Genomic DNA, 14,648 nt, shown 5'->3' with positions numbered 1-14,648 from the left:
CAGATCATCTAAAAATAACTACAAATTACCGATATAAATCCGCTTTATGTAGGAGCTGCCGGAGGCTGCGATCTTTTGATTTTGCCTTTGAAAAGCAAGATCAAAAGATCGCAGCCTTCGGCAGCTCCTACAGGGGATCGGTGGGTTACAGGCCTTCTTCAAGCACCCGATCGAGCATGTCGACGAAGAAATCCACGCTGCGCCGCGAGGTCACCATCGGCGGTTTGATCTTGAGAATGTTCAGATCATCCCCCGTCGGCTGCATGAAAATCCCCAGCTCGCGCAGGCGATCACACAGCAACGTGGTCTCTTCTGTCGCCGGTTCCAGTGTGTCGCGGTTGCGGATCAGTTCCACACCGAGATAGAAACCGGAACCGTGCACTGCGCCCACCAGCGGATGTTTATCGATCAACGCTTCGAGTCGTGCCTTGAAGTAGCCGCCGACCACCTGCGCGTTCTCCCAGAGCTTTTCTTCTTCCATCACGTCGAGCACCGCCATGCCGATCTGGCAGCTCACCGGACTGCCGCCGGCCGACGAGAAGAAGTAACCCTCGGCTTCCAGCGCCTCGGCGATGTCCCGGCGCGTGATTACCGCTCCCAGTGGCTGACCGTTGCCCATGCCTTTGGCCATGGTAATGATATCCGGCACCACGCCCTGCTCTTCGACACCCCAGAAAAAATGGCCCATGCGCCCGTATCCGACCTGCACTTCGTCGGCAATACACACACCGCCCTGCGCGCGGACCAGCGCATACACCTGCTTCAAGTAACCCGGCGGCAGCGAGATACCCCCGGCATTGCCGTATACCGGCTCGCAGATGAACCCGGCCAGTTGGCGTTTCTGTTCGGCGATTTTTTCCAGATGATGTTCGACGCTGCGCACGTAATCCGGCGCCGAATCGAGGCCGCGGAACTCGCCACGATAGGTGTTCGGCGCGGGCACCGGATGCACCCAGTCCGGACGACTTTCGAGGGCTTTCGGATTGTCGGCGACCGAAGTCGAGACCGCATCGGCGCCGATCGTCCAGCCGTGATAAGCCTCAAGCACGCTGATCATGTCGCGACCGCCGCTGTAGGCCCACGCCAGACGAATCGCCAGGTCATTGGCTTCGCTGCCGCTGTTGACCAGAAACACCCGATCCATCCCTTCCGGCGCCAGCTTCAGCAAACGCTCGGAAAACTCGGCCACCGCCGCATAGTTGAACCGCGAGTTGGTATTGAGCAGCGACCACTGACGGGCCGCGACCGCCGCCATGCGTGGATGGCCGTGACCGAGCACCGCCACGTTGTTGAGCATGTCGAGGTAGGAGCGGCCCTGCATGTCGATCAGGTGATTGCGCCAGCCGCGCTCGATACGCGGCGGGTCGACGTAATAATGTTTTTGCGTGCGGGCGAAACTGGCATCGCGGCGTTCGAGCAACGTTTGCCAATCCAGCTCCGGTTCGGCATCGCAGGCCAGTCCCAGCAAAGCGGCCGGTGATGGGCACAACGCCTGCCACGCGGGTGCATGGGACGGCGTACAGAACAGCGGCGCATCCAGATCCGCGCCGCGAATCAGTTGCACGCTCAACGGTCCGCTGACCGAACCCAGCACCTGACCTTTGACCAGCGCCGCGCCACTGTGCAGCGTTGCCGCCACGCCCCACAGCCGAACGCTGAGCTGCGGGCCGTCCAGTTGCAATGCCCCGTCTGCCTTTTGATGCAACACGCCGGCAAACGGCGCTTCCACCGCAGTGCCATTTGGCACGCGCAACTCGACGTGCAGCGCAAAGGTATCCGGTTCATCAGCACTGTCGGGCCGGGTGCGTGACAAACGGTACTGACCATAACGACTCGCCGCCAGACCATGGGCGGCGGCGGCTTCGTTCAGCAAGCGTTGGTCAATGCTCTCCTGCTCCCAGTTGCCCGCCTCGAAATGCGGACTGAGCACGCCGAGATCAATCAGCGCAAATTCGCGCCCGACCAGCTCTGGCAATAACGGCGCGAAACCTTCGCTATTGATTGCCGGCAATGTCTGACCCACCGCATTGAGAATTGCCGCCTCCATCAACGCCAACGGCACTGAAGTTGCGACGCGGAAAATCTCCCACTCGTGGCTGAGGTTGTCGCGGCTGTAGGTGTTATCCGGATCGATACTGACTTGTTGCTCGCCACTGAGCACCAGCACCGCCGCGCGGGCGACGATCAGTGGCCATAACGCTTGCAGCTCTTCATGTTGCAGCGGATTGACCGCGTGATAGGCCTGAACCGCCGGCAGAATCACAAACGGATCGCCACCGGCATGGTGCAACAACGCCGCGCAGGTCACCGACAGATCGGTGATACGCCAGGTGCGCACCAGATCGCCGAAGTCGATGACACCCTGCAATTGCCAGTGGCGCTGCGCGTCACGCTGCCACACCACGTTGTCATCGGTGATATCCATGTGGATCGCCTGCACCGGCAGCTTGTCCAGCAACGGCTGCAAACGACGCTCGGCCTGTTCGGCGGCGTCGGCGATCAACGTGCGTTGCTGTTCGTCCTCGATCACCGGTAGCAAGTGGCTGATCAACGCGCTGGCGTGGCGTGCATCCCACTGCAAAGTGCGCTCAAGACCCGTATGGTCGAACCCGGCCAAGGCCAGGTCCATCTCGCCGCAGAGCCGGCCAAATCCGGCGACCACTGCGTGGCCCAAATGATCGAGGTGCGTCAGCGGCTGGCCTTCGATGTAATCCAGCAGCCGCACATGGACGGCCTCGCCATCGACCTCAAGCGACAACAAATCCTGACCGTTATTGGCCGCAATGACCCGCGGCACATGCACATCAGAATGCTCGGCCAGATACTTGAGGCCAGCGTGTTGAGCCTGTAGCTCTACAAGGGCGTAGTCGCCCCGGCAGATTTTCAGCACAAACCGCCCGCGCGCACTGTCAACGCGGTAGTTGAGATCCTGCTGGCTGCCAAGGGCCTGCAACGTGCCGCTGAGCCCGTAATGCTCGGCCAGCCATTGCAGGGCCTGCGCCTCGCTGACTTGCGGGCTGGGCAGACTGGCGCGATGAATCAACGTGGCGAGCGACATGAAAAGACCCCTGAAATTTTATTAGGCGCTTATATCGCCATTGCTTCTGGCGAGACGCAACCCCTGATGATGGTTATTCGAGTACTCGCATCCGGCAGCACTTTGCGCAAGAATGTCGGCCATTGCCCCCTACCACTGGAAATACTTATGAATGTCATCACCACCGACTTGCCCGGTGTTCTGATCATCGAACCGAAGGTGTTTGGTGACGAGCGCGGTTTCTTTTACGAGAGCTTCAACGCCAAGGCGTTCCAGGACGCGACCGGCCTGGACACCCAATTCGTGCAAGACAACCATTCGCGCTCGCAGAAAGGCGTGCTGCGTGGCCTGCATTACCAACTGGAAAACACTCAGGGCAAACTGGTGCGCGTCACTGTCGGTGAAGTGCTCGATGTGGCCGTGGACATTCGCCGCAGCTCGCCGCACTTCGGCAAGTCGGTAGCGGTGCGCCTGTCGGCCGAGAATCATCGTCAGCTGTGGGTGCCGGAAGGTTTCGCCCATGGTTTCGTGGTATTGAGCGAGTTCGCCGAGTTCCTCTACAAGACCACCAACTATTACGACCCATCGTCCGAGCGCAGCATTCGCTGGGATGACCCTGCACTGGGCATCGACTGGCAGCTGGACGAAGCGCCGAAGCTGTCGGCCAAGGATCAGGTAGCAGCGCTGCTCAAGGACGCTGACGTCTTCGCCTGAGCCTAGGCATAATGCGCCTGTCCCCACAGGCGCACGCTCATGAAACCACCTCTTCCTCGCAGACCCCGCTGGCGCAGCCTCGCCCTGCTGGCATTGTGTCTGGCGCCGCTGCTTTGGCCGCTGGAACATCTGGCCGAGCGCTATTACCGCAGCGAACTGGCCGGCCAGAACCGCCAGACCCTCGACCTGTACGTCGCCAACCTGCTGGGCACCCTGCACCGCTACGAAGTATTGCCGCAGATCCTCGGCGACCTGCCGGCCCTGCGCGCCGTGCTCGGGGCGCCGGACGATGGCGTCACCCAAGGCAATGCCAATCGTCTGTTGAAAAACATCTCGGCCCAAACCGGTGCCGAAGTGATGTACCTGATGGACACCTCCGGGCAAACACTGGCGGCGTCGAATTGGGACAAACACGACAGCTTCGTCGGCCGTAATTTCTCCTTCCGCCCGTATTTCAGTGAAGCCATGGCCGGACGTCTTGGACGGTTCTTCGGTCTCGGCACCACGTCGGCCAAACGCGGTTACTTCTTCGCCGCCGCCGTGCGCAGCGGTGAAAAAATCATCGGCGTACTGGTGATCAAGGTCGATCTCGACCACACCGAAAGCCTATGGGGCAAAACCCCGGAACAACTGCTGGTGACCGACCACAACGGCGTGGTCATCCTCACGTCACGCCCGGAATGGCGCTTTCGCTCGACCCGCGTCTTGAGCGATGCCGAGCGCTTGGCGATCACGGCGATCCAGCCCTACCCGACCCGCGAGCCCCGGCCGCTGAATCTCAGCCCCGACGCCTGGCTGACACAAACCCACGACATCGCCGAAACCGGCTGGAGCGTCAGCATTCTCGCGCCGCGCACATTGATCGATCGGCCAGTGCGCACGGTGGTCGCCATCGGCGGCGCCACGCTGTTGGTGGTGATGTTGCTGGTGGGCCTGATGATGCAGCGCCGCCGCCACTACCTGGAACGCATCGCCTTCGAAGCCAAGGCGCGACGGGAACTGGAAGGCCGAGTCGCCGAACGCACCAGCGACCTCGAAGGCCTCAACCGTCGTCTGAAGCAGGAAGTGCTGGAGCGAGAGCAGGCGCAGCAGGAATTGGTGCGCGCTCAGGACGATCTGGTACAAGCCGGCAAATTGTCGGCGCTGGGCACGATGTCGGCGAGCATCAGCCATGAACTCAATCAGCCTCTCGCGGCGATCCGCAGCTACGCGGAAAACGCCGAAGTGTTGCTCGACCATCAACGCACCGAAGACGCGCGCGGCAACCTCAAGCTGATCAGTGAACTGACCGGGCGCATGGCCTCGATCATCGCCCACCTGCGCGCCTTCGCCCGCCGCGATAGGCATGCCCCGGAAAGCGTTGCCCTGCAACCGGCGCTGGACGATGCGCTGGCCTTGCTGGCCAAACGTCGACGCAGCATGGAAGTCGAGTTGATCCGCGACCTGCCCGCCGCCACCTTGTGGGTCGAGGCCGGGGAAACCCGCCTGCGCCAAGTGCTCGGCAATCTGCTGGCCAATGCCCTCGACGCCCTCACCGAAAAAGGCCCGCCGCGCAAACTGTGGCTGAGTGCCGAATCCACGGCCGACGGCGTCAATCTGTACATTCGCGACAACGGTCCGGGTTTCTGCATGGAAGCCCTTGGCCGCGCCAGCGAGCCTTTCTACACGACCAAGACGCGCACCCAGGGTCTGGGTCTGGGCCTGGCGATTTGTGAAACCCTGATGCGCGCCTTCGGTGGTGAACTGTCGTTCGCCAACCACAAGCAAGGTGGCGCATTGATAACCCTGCGGCTGCGTGCCGGTGCGCCCGGGGTCAGCCTGCAACCGTCCGAGGATCGAAGTGCATGACCATCGACAATCGCATTCAGGTGGTGTTGATCGACGACGATCCGCATCTGCGCCAGGCCTTGGGCCAGACACTGGATCTGGCCGGGCTGAAAATCCTGCCGCTGTCTGAAGCCAAGGGTCTGGCCGGACAACTGGAACGCGACTGGCCGGGTGTGGTGGTCAGTGACATCCGCATGCCGGGCATGGACGGTCTGGAATTGTTGAGCGAACTGCACGCTCAGGACCCGGAGCTGCCCGTGCTGCTGATCACCGGCCACGGCGATGTGCCGCTCGCCGTGCAGGCGATGCGCGCCGGGGCGTACGACTTTCTCGAAAAACCGTTCGCCAGCGACGCCCTGCTCGACAGCGTGCGCCGCGCGCTGGCCCTGCGCCGCCTGGTGCTGGACAACCGCAGCCTGCGACTGGCCCTCAGCGATCGCAACGAACTGAGCACGCGACTGGTCGGCCATTCGCCGCCGATGCTGCGCCTGCGCGAGCAGATCGGCGCGCTGGCTGCGACCAAGGCTGACGTGTTGATCCTCGGTGAAACCGGCGCAGGCAAAGAGGTTGTGGCCCGCGCGCTGCATGACCTGTCGAGCCGTCGCAACGGTCCGTTTGTGGCGATCAATGCCGGCGCGCTGGCCGAATCGGTGGTGGAAAGCGAGCTGTTCGGCCATGAGCCGGGCGCGTTCACCGGCGCGCAAAAACGCCGTATCGGCAAGTTCGAATTTGCCAATGGCGGCACCTTGTTCCTCGATGAAATCGAAAGCATGAGCATGGATGTGCAGGTGAAACTGCTGCGCATGCTGCAGGAACGAGTCGTTGAACGCCTGGGTGGTAATCAACTGATCCCGCTGGATATCCGCGTCATCGCCGCCACCAAGGAAGATTTGCGCCAGGCTGCTGATCAGGGCCGCTTCCGTGCCGACTTGTATTACCGCCTCAACGTCGCGCCGCTGCGCATCCCGCCACTACGCGAACGTGGCGAAGATGCGTTGGTGCTATTCCAGTATTACGCCGATGAAGCCAGCGCCCGCCACGGTCTGCCGCCCCACGAATTGCAACCGGCTCAACGCGCCTTGCTGCTGCGCCATACCTGGCCGGGTAACGTGCGAGAGCTGCAAAACGCGGCCGAACGTTTTGCGCTGGGCCTTGAACTGGCGCTGGATAACAGTGGTTTCGAGGGTGGCGGCACCACGGTGCAAATCACGGGCGGCGGGCTCAGCGAGCAAGTGGAAAACTTCGAGAAATCGTTGATCGCCGCCGAACTGGCGCGCACCCACGGCTCGGTACGCAGCCTCGCCGAAGCGCTGGGCATACCGCGCAAGACCCTGCACGACAAACTGCGCAAACACGGCCTCAACTTCGGTGACAACAGCCATGGGGAGGAGAACGAATGAACCCGGACACTCACTATCTCGAATCGGTGCTGCATCACGACATCCCTCTGACCCGGGAGATGGGCCTCAAGGTGCTCGAGTGGCAGGCACAGCAATTGAGTCTGCATCTGCCGCTGGAGCCCAACGTCAATCACAAAAGCACCATGTTCGGCGGCAGTCTCTATTGCGGCGCGGTGCTGGCCGGTTGGGGCTGGTTGCATTTGCGCTTGAAGGAAGAAGGGATTACCGAAGGACACATCGTGATTCAGGAAGGGCAGATCAGTTATCCCCTGCCAGTGACGGGGGATGCGACAGCCATTTGCCCGGCGCCGGATGCGGCGGTGTGGAAGAAGTTTCTGGCGATGTATCAGCGTTATGGGCGGGCACGGTTGACGCTGAATACGTGGATCGTCAATGCAGGGAGTGATGAGGATGCGGTGAGGTTTAGCGGGCAGTACGTTTTGCACCGTTAAAGCAAAAGATCGCAGCCTGCGGCAGCTCCTACAGGTTGATCCATGTAGGAGCTGCCGCAGGCTGCGATCTTTTAATCTTAACCTCGGGCCAGCTCCAAGAGCCTGGAACGCCACGCCGCCTTCGCCGGCAGCGCCAGAAAAAACTCGTTCAGCAACGATTCCCGCGCCGGATAACAGAACGCTTCGCCCTGCAAATCCAGCACCTCACCGCCCGCCCCTTCCAGCACGCCTTGGGCCGCCGCCGTGTCCCACTGCGAAGTCGGCGCCAGTCGCGGATAGCAATCCGCCGCACCTTCGGCCAACAGGCAAAACTTCAACGAACTGCCGATATTGGCCAATTGCAGCTCACCCAGACTCGCGCTCAACCCGGCCAGCAAGCGCTCCTGCTCGGGACTGGAATGCCGACGACTGGCTACTACGGTGAACGCTTCACCCGGCCCCGGCACGTCACGCACCTGAATCGCAACCGGTGTACCGCCCGCGTCACAGCGCCAGGCACCGAGCCCGACACCACCGACGTAGAAACGACCGTTGGTCGGCATCGATACCACACCGAATACCACCCGACCGTTTTCGATCAACGCAATATTGACGGTGAATTCCTCACTGCCGCTGATGAATTCCTTGGTGCCATCCAGCGGGTCTACCAGCCACCAGCGCTGCCAGTTGGCACGTACGCTTTGCGCGATATTGGCATCCTCTTCGGACAGCACCGGAATACTCGGATCCAGCGCGATCAATCCGTCCACAATCACGTGGTGCGCGGCCAGATCTGCAGCGGTCACAGGTGATTCATCGGACTTGGCGGTGACTTCAACGCCTGATCGCCAGAACGGCAAAATTGCCTCGCCAGCCTTCAATGCCAGCGCAATCACTGGCGCCATCAACGGATGGGGAAAGTTCATCGATTGCTCACTCATAGTTGAAAGGCACCGCGCTGGCTCAGCAAATCACGCGCCAGGTACAACGCCGCCAAGGCACGCCCTTCGGTGAATTGCGGATTCAACGCCAGCGCCGACAGTTCACGCAGGTTGACCTTGTCGACCCGCATCGGCTCAGGCTCGTCGCCCTCCAGATGTTCTTCGTACAGCTCGGTGGCCAGCACCACCTGAATTTTCTGGCTCATGTAACCGGGCGACAGCGACAGCTCGGTCAGATGCTCCAGTTGCCGCGCGCCAAAACCGGCCTCTTCCTTGAGCTCACGCTCGGCCGCCGCCAGCACGTCTTCACCGGGTTCGATAAGGCCTTTGGGCAGGGACAATTCGTACTCGTCAGTACCGCCGCAATATTCTTCGACCAGCACCGCGTGCTCGGCATCGAGCATTGCCACGATCATTACCGCGCCATATCCGGCACCCTTGCCCACCAGACGCTCGTAGGTGCGTTCCACACCGTTGGAAAAACGCAGCTTGAGTTCTTCGACGCAAAACAGGCGACTGGTGGCGACGATCTCGCGGGCAAGTACGGTGGGTTTCTGGCGCATGCAAAGCTCCTTGGCGTGAACGCGCTACTATAACGCGGCTTTCCCGATTGTTTACGTCGGATATCTTTCTACCGCTCGAGACGTTGCCATGCCTTCACTACCCTGGTCCGACATCGATACCGTTCTGCTGGACATGGACGGCACGCTGTTGGATTTGCACTTCGACAATCATTTCTGGCTGGAGCACTTGCCTCAGCGCTACGCCGAACTGCACGGGGTCAGCCGCGCCATGGCCGAGATGGAATTGCAGCCGCTGTTCGAGCGCCATGCCGGGCAGTTGCAGTGGTACTGCCTGGATTTCTGGAGCAGCGAACTGAAGTTATCAGTGCGAGAGTTGAAGCAGGAAACAGCACACCTGATCGCCCTGCGCCCCGACGCCGATACCTTTCTTGAAGCGATAAAACGCTCCGGCAAGCGGGTGATCATGATCACCAATGCGCACCGTGATTCGCTGTCGTTGAAGCTGGAGCGGATTGAACTGGCGCCCTATTTCGAGCGACTGATCAGCTCGCATGACTACGGTTTTCCCAAGGAGAATCCGCAATTCTGGGATGCCTTGCAGGCAGATATAGATTTTGAACCGGCGCGCAGTCTGTTTATTGATGACACCTTGCCGATTCTGCGCAGTGCGCGGGATTTTGGCGTGGCGCACCTGCTGGCAGTCAAGGAACCGGACAGCCGCAAAGGGCCGAAGGACACGGCAGAATTTGCCGCAGTGGATGACTACCGCGACCTCATTTCCGGACTCTGACCCCCTGTAGGAGCTGCCGCAGGCTGCGATCTTTTGATCTTGATTTTTCAAGGGCAAGATCAAAAGATCGCAGCCTGCGGCAGCTCCTACAGGGGTTATTGCTTACTCAGGAATGCGCAGTGTCTGCCCTGGGTAGATCTTGTTCACATCTTTGAGCATCGGTTTGTTGGCTTCGAAGATTTTTTGATACTTGTTGGCATCGCCGTAAACACGCAGGGAAATTGCACTCAGTGTGTCACCCGACTTGACCACCACAAACTGCGCAGCAGCCACTACCGGGCCGGCCACCGTGATCTGATCATCGACGCTGCCCACGCCTTCGATATTGCCCACGGCCAGCAGAATTTTCTCTTTCTCTTCCTGGCTCGCCACTTCGCCGGTAACCGTGACCTTGTCACCGTCGACCGTCGCTTGAACATTCGGATTGCCCAGCCCGACCTTGCTGATATGTTCCTTCAATTGCTCACCGGCATTGGCATTGCCCGGGGTCAGCAGATCGATCAGTTTCTCACCGGCTTCTTTCACAAAGCTAAAAAGACTCATAGCGCACACTCCTTGATTTGGGTTCCAGACGTCAAAGCCTAGACCACCAATGGCAACCCCGGTTCCAAGCCGACCAATGACCCTGTCACCCCACAAGCGTTAGAATCGCCCACCCCCGCCAACACCCTTCGGAGCGAAGATGGACATCAAGCAGCTGAAATTCCTCATCGCCCTCGACGAAACCCGTCACTTCGGCCAGGCCGCTGCGCGTTGTCACATTACGCAGCCGACGCTGTCGATGCGCCTGCGCAGCCTCGAAGAAGAACTCGACCTGCCGCTGGTCAACCGCGGTCAGCGATTCGAAGGCTTCACCGCGCCGGGCGAGCGGGTGCTGGCGTGGGCACGCACGGTGTTGGCGGCGTATGACGGCTTGCAGGCGGAAGCGGCAGCGTGCCGCGGCAATCTGGTCGGTACGTTGCGCCTGGGCGTGGTGCCGCTGTCGAGTTTCGATGCGTTGCCGCTGATGCAGCGTCTGCACGCGCAGCACCCGAATTTGCGCTTTGAATTGTCGGCGCTGAGTTCCGAACAGATCCTCGAACAACTGGCGAACAACCGCATCGATATCGGCGTGTCCTACCTTGATCGGCTGGACAGTGAGCGCTTCGAATCCCTGGCCTTCAGCGAAACCCGCATGGGATTGCTGTATGACCAGCGTTTTTTCTCCTTCGGCGAAGCGCCGTTGAGCTGGGAAGCGCTGATCGAACTGCCACTGGGCATGCTCACCAGCGGCATGCACTTTCGCCAGTCGATCGACCATAATTTCCACAGCCGTGGCCTGACGCCACAAACACTGCTGCAAACCGATGCCGTGCATCAATTATTACAAGCTGTGCACGGCGGGTTCTGTTGCGCGGTGATGCCGCTGGACGGCGGGTTGGAAAACCTCACCGATCACCTGCGCCTGCAACCGATTGAAAGCGCACAAACCCTCGCCCGGTTGGGGTTCATCATGCGTCGGGGCGCACCGCGTTCAGCGCTGGCCGAGGCCTGTTTTGCGCTGTATCAAAAATCGCCAGGCGAGTCTTGATCGACGGCATCTATCGGTAGATCAACATTAGCGATTAGACGCGACATCTTGCCGCGCCTAGTCTTAACGTTGTTCAAACCGTCGGTGATGCCATGAACGCCAAGCGCCCAGCCTGCGCGGCGCCTGCAATCGAAACGCCCGCGCCTGCCGCCAGCCAGACATACAGTTACAGCGACTTGCCTTTAGAAGAATCGGCCAGCACCGCGCTGGCCGAGGAAGTTGCGTTGGCGATCGCCTACAACGGCATCAGCCAGGCAGTGATGCTGGTGACCCCGACGGATCTGGAAGACTTCATCGTCGGTTTCAGCCTCGGCAGCGGCATCATCGAAGACGCCAATGAGATCTATGACCTGCAACTGACTGGCGAAGGTTCGGCGCAATACGCGCAAGTGACCATCGCCAATCGCGCCTTCTGGAATCTCAAGACCCAGCGTCGGCAACTGGCCGGCACCAGTGGCTGTGGCTTGTGCGGCGTTGAAGCGGTGGAACAGGCGTTACCCGATCTCAAGGTGTTGCCCGGTGCGCCGTTGCCGCCACTTGAATGGCTCGACGGTCTGCGCCAGCGCATCGGCGCCTTCCAGCCGCTCGGTCAGCATTGCGGTGCGGTACACGCGGCGGTGTTCATGAATGCCAGCGGCGAATTGCTGCTCGGGCGCGAAGACATCGGCCGCCACAACGCCCTCGACAAACTGATCGGCGGGCTGATCCGCCAGAAGATATCCATGGATGGCGGCCTGGCGATTGTCACCAGCCGTTGCAGTCTCGAATTGATCCAGAAAGTTTTGCGCGCCGGCATCCAGACCTTGGTCAGCCTGTCCGCACCCACAGGCCTTGCCGTGCAATGGGCCCGTCGACATAACCTCAATCTCATCCACCTGCCGCAGAAAAATGCGCCGCGGGTGTATAGCCCCGCGATGGAGAATCAAGCGTGAGCCAACATCATCAAGCCGACCAGAAACCTGTCCCGCGCTACAAGCCCTACAAAGGCGCAGCCGGCGGTTGGGGTGCCCTGATCAGCGTGGCTCAGGCCTGGTTGACCAGCGACAACGCGCTGAAAAACCTGCGCATGATGCTCAAGACCAACCAGAACGGCGGCTTCGACTGCCCGGGTTGCGCGTGGGGCGATTCGCCGGAAAGCGGCATGGTCAAGTTCTGCGAGAACGGCGCCAAAGCAGTGAACTGGGAAGCGACCAAGCGCCGGGTGGATGCGAAATTCTTCGCCAAACACAGCGTCACCGCGTTGCTGGAGCAGAGCGACTACTGGCTGGAATATCAGGGTCGTCTGACCGAGCCGATGGTCTACGACGCCGAGACCGACCGCTACAAACCGATTGCCTGGAACGACGCCTACGCGCTGATCGCCAAACACCTGCAAGGTCTGTCGAGCCCGGATCAAGCCGAGTTCTATACCTCGGGTCGTGCCAGCAACGAAGCGGCGTATCTGTATCAGCTGTTCGTGCGCGCCTTCGGTACCAACAACTTTCCCGACTGCTCGAACATGTGCCACGAGGCCAGCGGCGTGGCGTTGGCGCAGAGTGTCGGTGTCGGCAAAGGCACCGTGACGTTCGATGATTTCGAACACGCCGACGCGATTTTCGTCTGGGGCCAGAACCCCGGCACCAACCATCCGCGGATGCTCGAACCACTGCGTGAAGCGGTGAAACGCGGCGCTCAAGTGGTGTGCGTCAACCCGCTCAAAGAGCGTGGCCTGGAGCGTTTCCAGCACCCGCAGCACCCGATTGAAATGCTCACCAACGGCGACAAACCGACCAACACCGCGTACTTCCGCCCGGCATTGGGTGGCGACATGGCGCTGCTGCGCGGCATGGCCAAGTTCCTTCTGCAATGGGAACGCGATGCGCAGAAGGCTGGCGCGCCGGCGGTGTTCGATCACGACTTCCTCAATGCACACAGTGCCAACGTGCTGGAATACCTCGGCGTCGTCGACGACACGCCGTGGGAACAGATCGTCGAGCAATCCGGCCTGACCCTGATCGAGATCGAACAGGCAGCGCGCATGTACGCCACAGGCAAAAACGTGATCATGTGCTGGGCGATGGGCATCACCCAGCACCGGCATTCGGTGCCGACCATCCAGGAAATCGCCAACCTGATGCTGCTGCGCGGCAACATCGGCAAACCGGGCGCCGGCCTGTGCCCGGTACGTGGTCACAGTAACGTGCAGGGCGACCGCACGATGGGTATCAACGAGCGCCCGCCGGTAGCGTTCCTTGATTCGCTGGAGCGTCGCTTCCAGTTCAAGGTGCCACGTCACAACGGGCACAACGTGGTCGAGGCGATCCACGCCATGGCCGAGGGCCGCGCCAAGGTGTTTATCGGTCTGGGCGGCAACTTCGCCCAAGCCACCCCGGACAGCCCGCGCACGTTCGAGGCGCTGAGCAATTGCGACCTGACCGTGCAGATCAGCACCAAACTCAACCGTAGCCACCTGGCTCACGGTAAAGACGCGTTGATCCTGCCGTGCTTCGGTCGCACCGACATCGATATCCAGGCTGAAGGCGCGCAAGCGGTCACCGTGGAAGACTCCTTCAGCATGGTTCACGCCTCCAACGGTCAGTTGCAGCCGCTGTCGAACCAGATGCGCTCAGAGCCGTCGATCGTCGCCGGTATCGCTGCCGCGACGTTGGGCAGCAAACCGGTGGACTGGAACTGGCTGGTGGCCGATTACGGGCGTATCCGCGAGCTGATCGCCGATACCATCCCGGGCTTCAAGGAATTCAACGAAAAGATCAAAAATCCAGGTGGTTTCTACCTCGGCAACAGCGCCGGTGCACGCAAGTGGAACACGCCGTCGGGCCGCGCCAATTTCCGCGCGAATATGCTGCCAAAGGATCTGGTTCACGAACGCACTCGCGCCACTGGGCAATTGCCGGATCTGATCCTGCAATCAATGCGCTCGCACGATCAGTACAACACCACGATTTATGGCCTCGACGACCGTTATCGCGGGGTGAAGGGCCAGCGCGATGTGTTGTTCGCCAACGAGGCCGACATCATTCGCCTGGGCTTCCGTCCGGGGCAGAAAGCGGACATCGTGTCGATCTGGGACGATGGGCGCGAGCGTCGGGTAAAGGGCTTCACACTGCTGGCGTTTGATATCCCTGCCGGCCAGGCCGCTGCGTATTACCCGGAAGTGAATCCACTGGTACCGCTGGAAAGCACTGGCGACGGCAGTCATACGCCGACATCTAAGTTCATCGCGATCCGCTTGGAAGCGGCGAGTGAGACCGGATTGATCATGGCCAAGTCTGCTTAAAGCGGCGACCGACCCATTGCTATCGCGAGCAGGCTCACTCCTACAGTTTTTCGTGTTCTATCTGCAGGAACGCGATCACTGTAGGAGTGAGCCTGCTCGCGATAGCGGTAGTCGAGCCTGCTCATTTCTCACCAGCC

At 60.8% G+C, this 14,648-nt stretch carries 12 protein-coding genes; 8 read left to right on the top strand and 4 right to left on the bottom strand.

Annotation, left to right across the window (positions count from 1 at the left end):
- Nucleotides 1-145 precede the first annotated feature (145 nt).
- Nucleotides 146-3,058 carry an aminotransferase gene (locus ACA061_RS01335; protein WP_497300436.1) on the bottom strand — a complete coding sequence of 971 codons (2,913 nt, stop codon included), beginning with the start codon at nt 3,056-3,058 and terminating at the stop codon, nt 146-148.
- 147 nt (nt 3,059-3,205) lie between these two features.
- On the opposite strand from ACA061_RS01335, the gene rfbC reads away from it, so the two are divergent.
- From rfbC to ACA061_RS01315, 4 genes are read left to right on the top strand one after another with little or no spacing between them, the layout of a single operon-like run.
- Nucleotides 3,206-3,751 (top strand): dTDP-4-dehydrorhamnose 3,5-epimerase, encoded by a 546-nt coding sequence (rfbC, locus tag ACA061_RS01330; protein WP_150617431.1) that lies wholly within the window; start codon nt 3,206-3,208, stop codon nt 3,749-3,751.
- 39 nt (nt 3,752-3,790) lie between these two features.
- Nucleotides 3,791-5,599, top strand: coding sequence for a sensor histidine kinase (locus ACA061_RS01325; RefSeq protein WP_150617430.1), 1,809 nt, complete (start codon nt 3,791-3,793; stop codon nt 5,597-5,599).
- Nucleotides 5,596-6,978, top strand: a complete 1,383-nt coding sequence (locus ACA061_RS01320; RefSeq protein WP_150604065.1) for a sigma-54-dependent transcriptional regulator — start codon at nt 5,596-5,598, stop codon at nt 6,976-6,978. Before ACA061_RS01325 ends, ACA061_RS01320 begins: the two co-directional genes overlap by 4 nt.
- Nucleotides 6,975-7,430 (top strand): thioesterase domain-containing protein, encoded by a 456-nt coding sequence (locus tag ACA061_RS01315; RefSeq protein ID WP_210701242.1) that lies wholly within the window; start codon nt 6,975-6,977, stop codon nt 7,428-7,430. The genes ACA061_RS01320 and ACA061_RS01315 overlap by 4 nt, the downstream gene beginning before the upstream one ends.
- 77 nt (nt 7,431-7,507) lie before the next feature.
- On the opposite strand, the gene cysQ is transcribed toward ACA061_RS01315, so the two are convergent.
- The gene (gene cysQ, locus ACA061_RS01310; protein WP_497300435.1) at nt 7,508-8,335 is read right to left on the bottom strand and encodes a 3'(2'),5'-bisphosphate nucleotidase CysQ; all 828 of its coding nucleotides are present in this window, start codon (nt 8,333-8,335) and stop codon (nt 7,508-7,510) included.
- An 11-nt stretch (nt 8,336-8,346) separates the two neighbouring features.
- On the bottom strand, nt 8,347-8,913 hold the full coding sequence (gene nudE, locus ACA061_RS01305; RefSeq protein WP_150617426.1) for an ADP compounds hydrolase NudE: 567 nt from the start codon (nt 8,911-8,913) through the stop codon (nt 8,347-8,349).
- Nucleotides 8,914-9,001: 88 nt separating this feature from the next.
- Here nudE and yrfG point away from each other — a divergent pair, with 88 nt between their 5' ends.
- Nucleotides 9,002-9,664 carry a GMP/IMP nucleotidase gene (yrfG, locus tag ACA061_RS01300; RefSeq protein ID WP_210701244.1) on the top strand — a complete coding sequence of 221 codons (663 nt, stop codon included), beginning with the start codon at nt 9,002-9,004 and terminating at the stop codon, nt 9,662-9,664.
- Between the two features lie 102 nt (nt 9,665-9,766).
- On the opposite strand, the gene lysM is transcribed toward yrfG, so the two are convergent.
- The gene (lysM, locus tag ACA061_RS01295; protein WP_150617424.1) at nt 9,767-10,207 is read right to left on the bottom strand and encodes a peptidoglycan-binding protein LysM; all 441 of its coding nucleotides are present in this window, start codon (nt 10,205-10,207) and stop codon (nt 9,767-9,769) included.
- 139 nt (nt 10,208-10,346) lie between these two features.
- Between lysM and ACA061_RS01290 the strand changes: the two genes are divergently transcribed.
- The 3 genes from ACA061_RS01290 to ACA061_RS01280 all read left to right on the top strand — a co-directional run bounded on the left by ACA061_RS01290 (nt 10,347) and on the right by ACA061_RS01280 (nt 14,511).
- A complete protein-coding gene (locus ACA061_RS01290; RefSeq protein WP_150617423.1) occupies nt 10,347-11,234 on the top strand; it encodes a LysR family transcriptional regulator in 888 nt (295 codons plus the stop codon).
- A gap of 92 nt (nt 11,235-11,326) precedes the next feature.
- Nucleotides 11,327-12,166: a formate dehydrogenase accessory sulfurtransferase FdhD gene (gene fdhD / locus ACA061_RS01285; RefSeq protein WP_497300434.1), complete on the top strand. Its 840-nt coding sequence runs from the start codon at nt 11,327-11,329 to the stop codon at nt 12,164-12,166.
- The gene (locus ACA061_RS01280; protein ID WP_150617421.1) at nt 12,163-14,511 is read left to right on the top strand and encodes an FdhF/YdeP family oxidoreductase; all 2,349 of its coding nucleotides are present in this window, start codon (nt 12,163-12,165) and stop codon (nt 14,509-14,511) included. Before fdhD ends, ACA061_RS01280 begins: the two co-directional genes overlap by 4 nt.
- The last annotated feature ends 137 nt before the right edge of the window (nt 14,512-14,648 follow it).

This window comes from Pseudomonas sp. LBUM1668, assembly GCF_059695715.1.
Note: the sequence above shows the minus strand (reverse complement) of the source record. Positions and strands in the feature narration are given on the sequence as shown.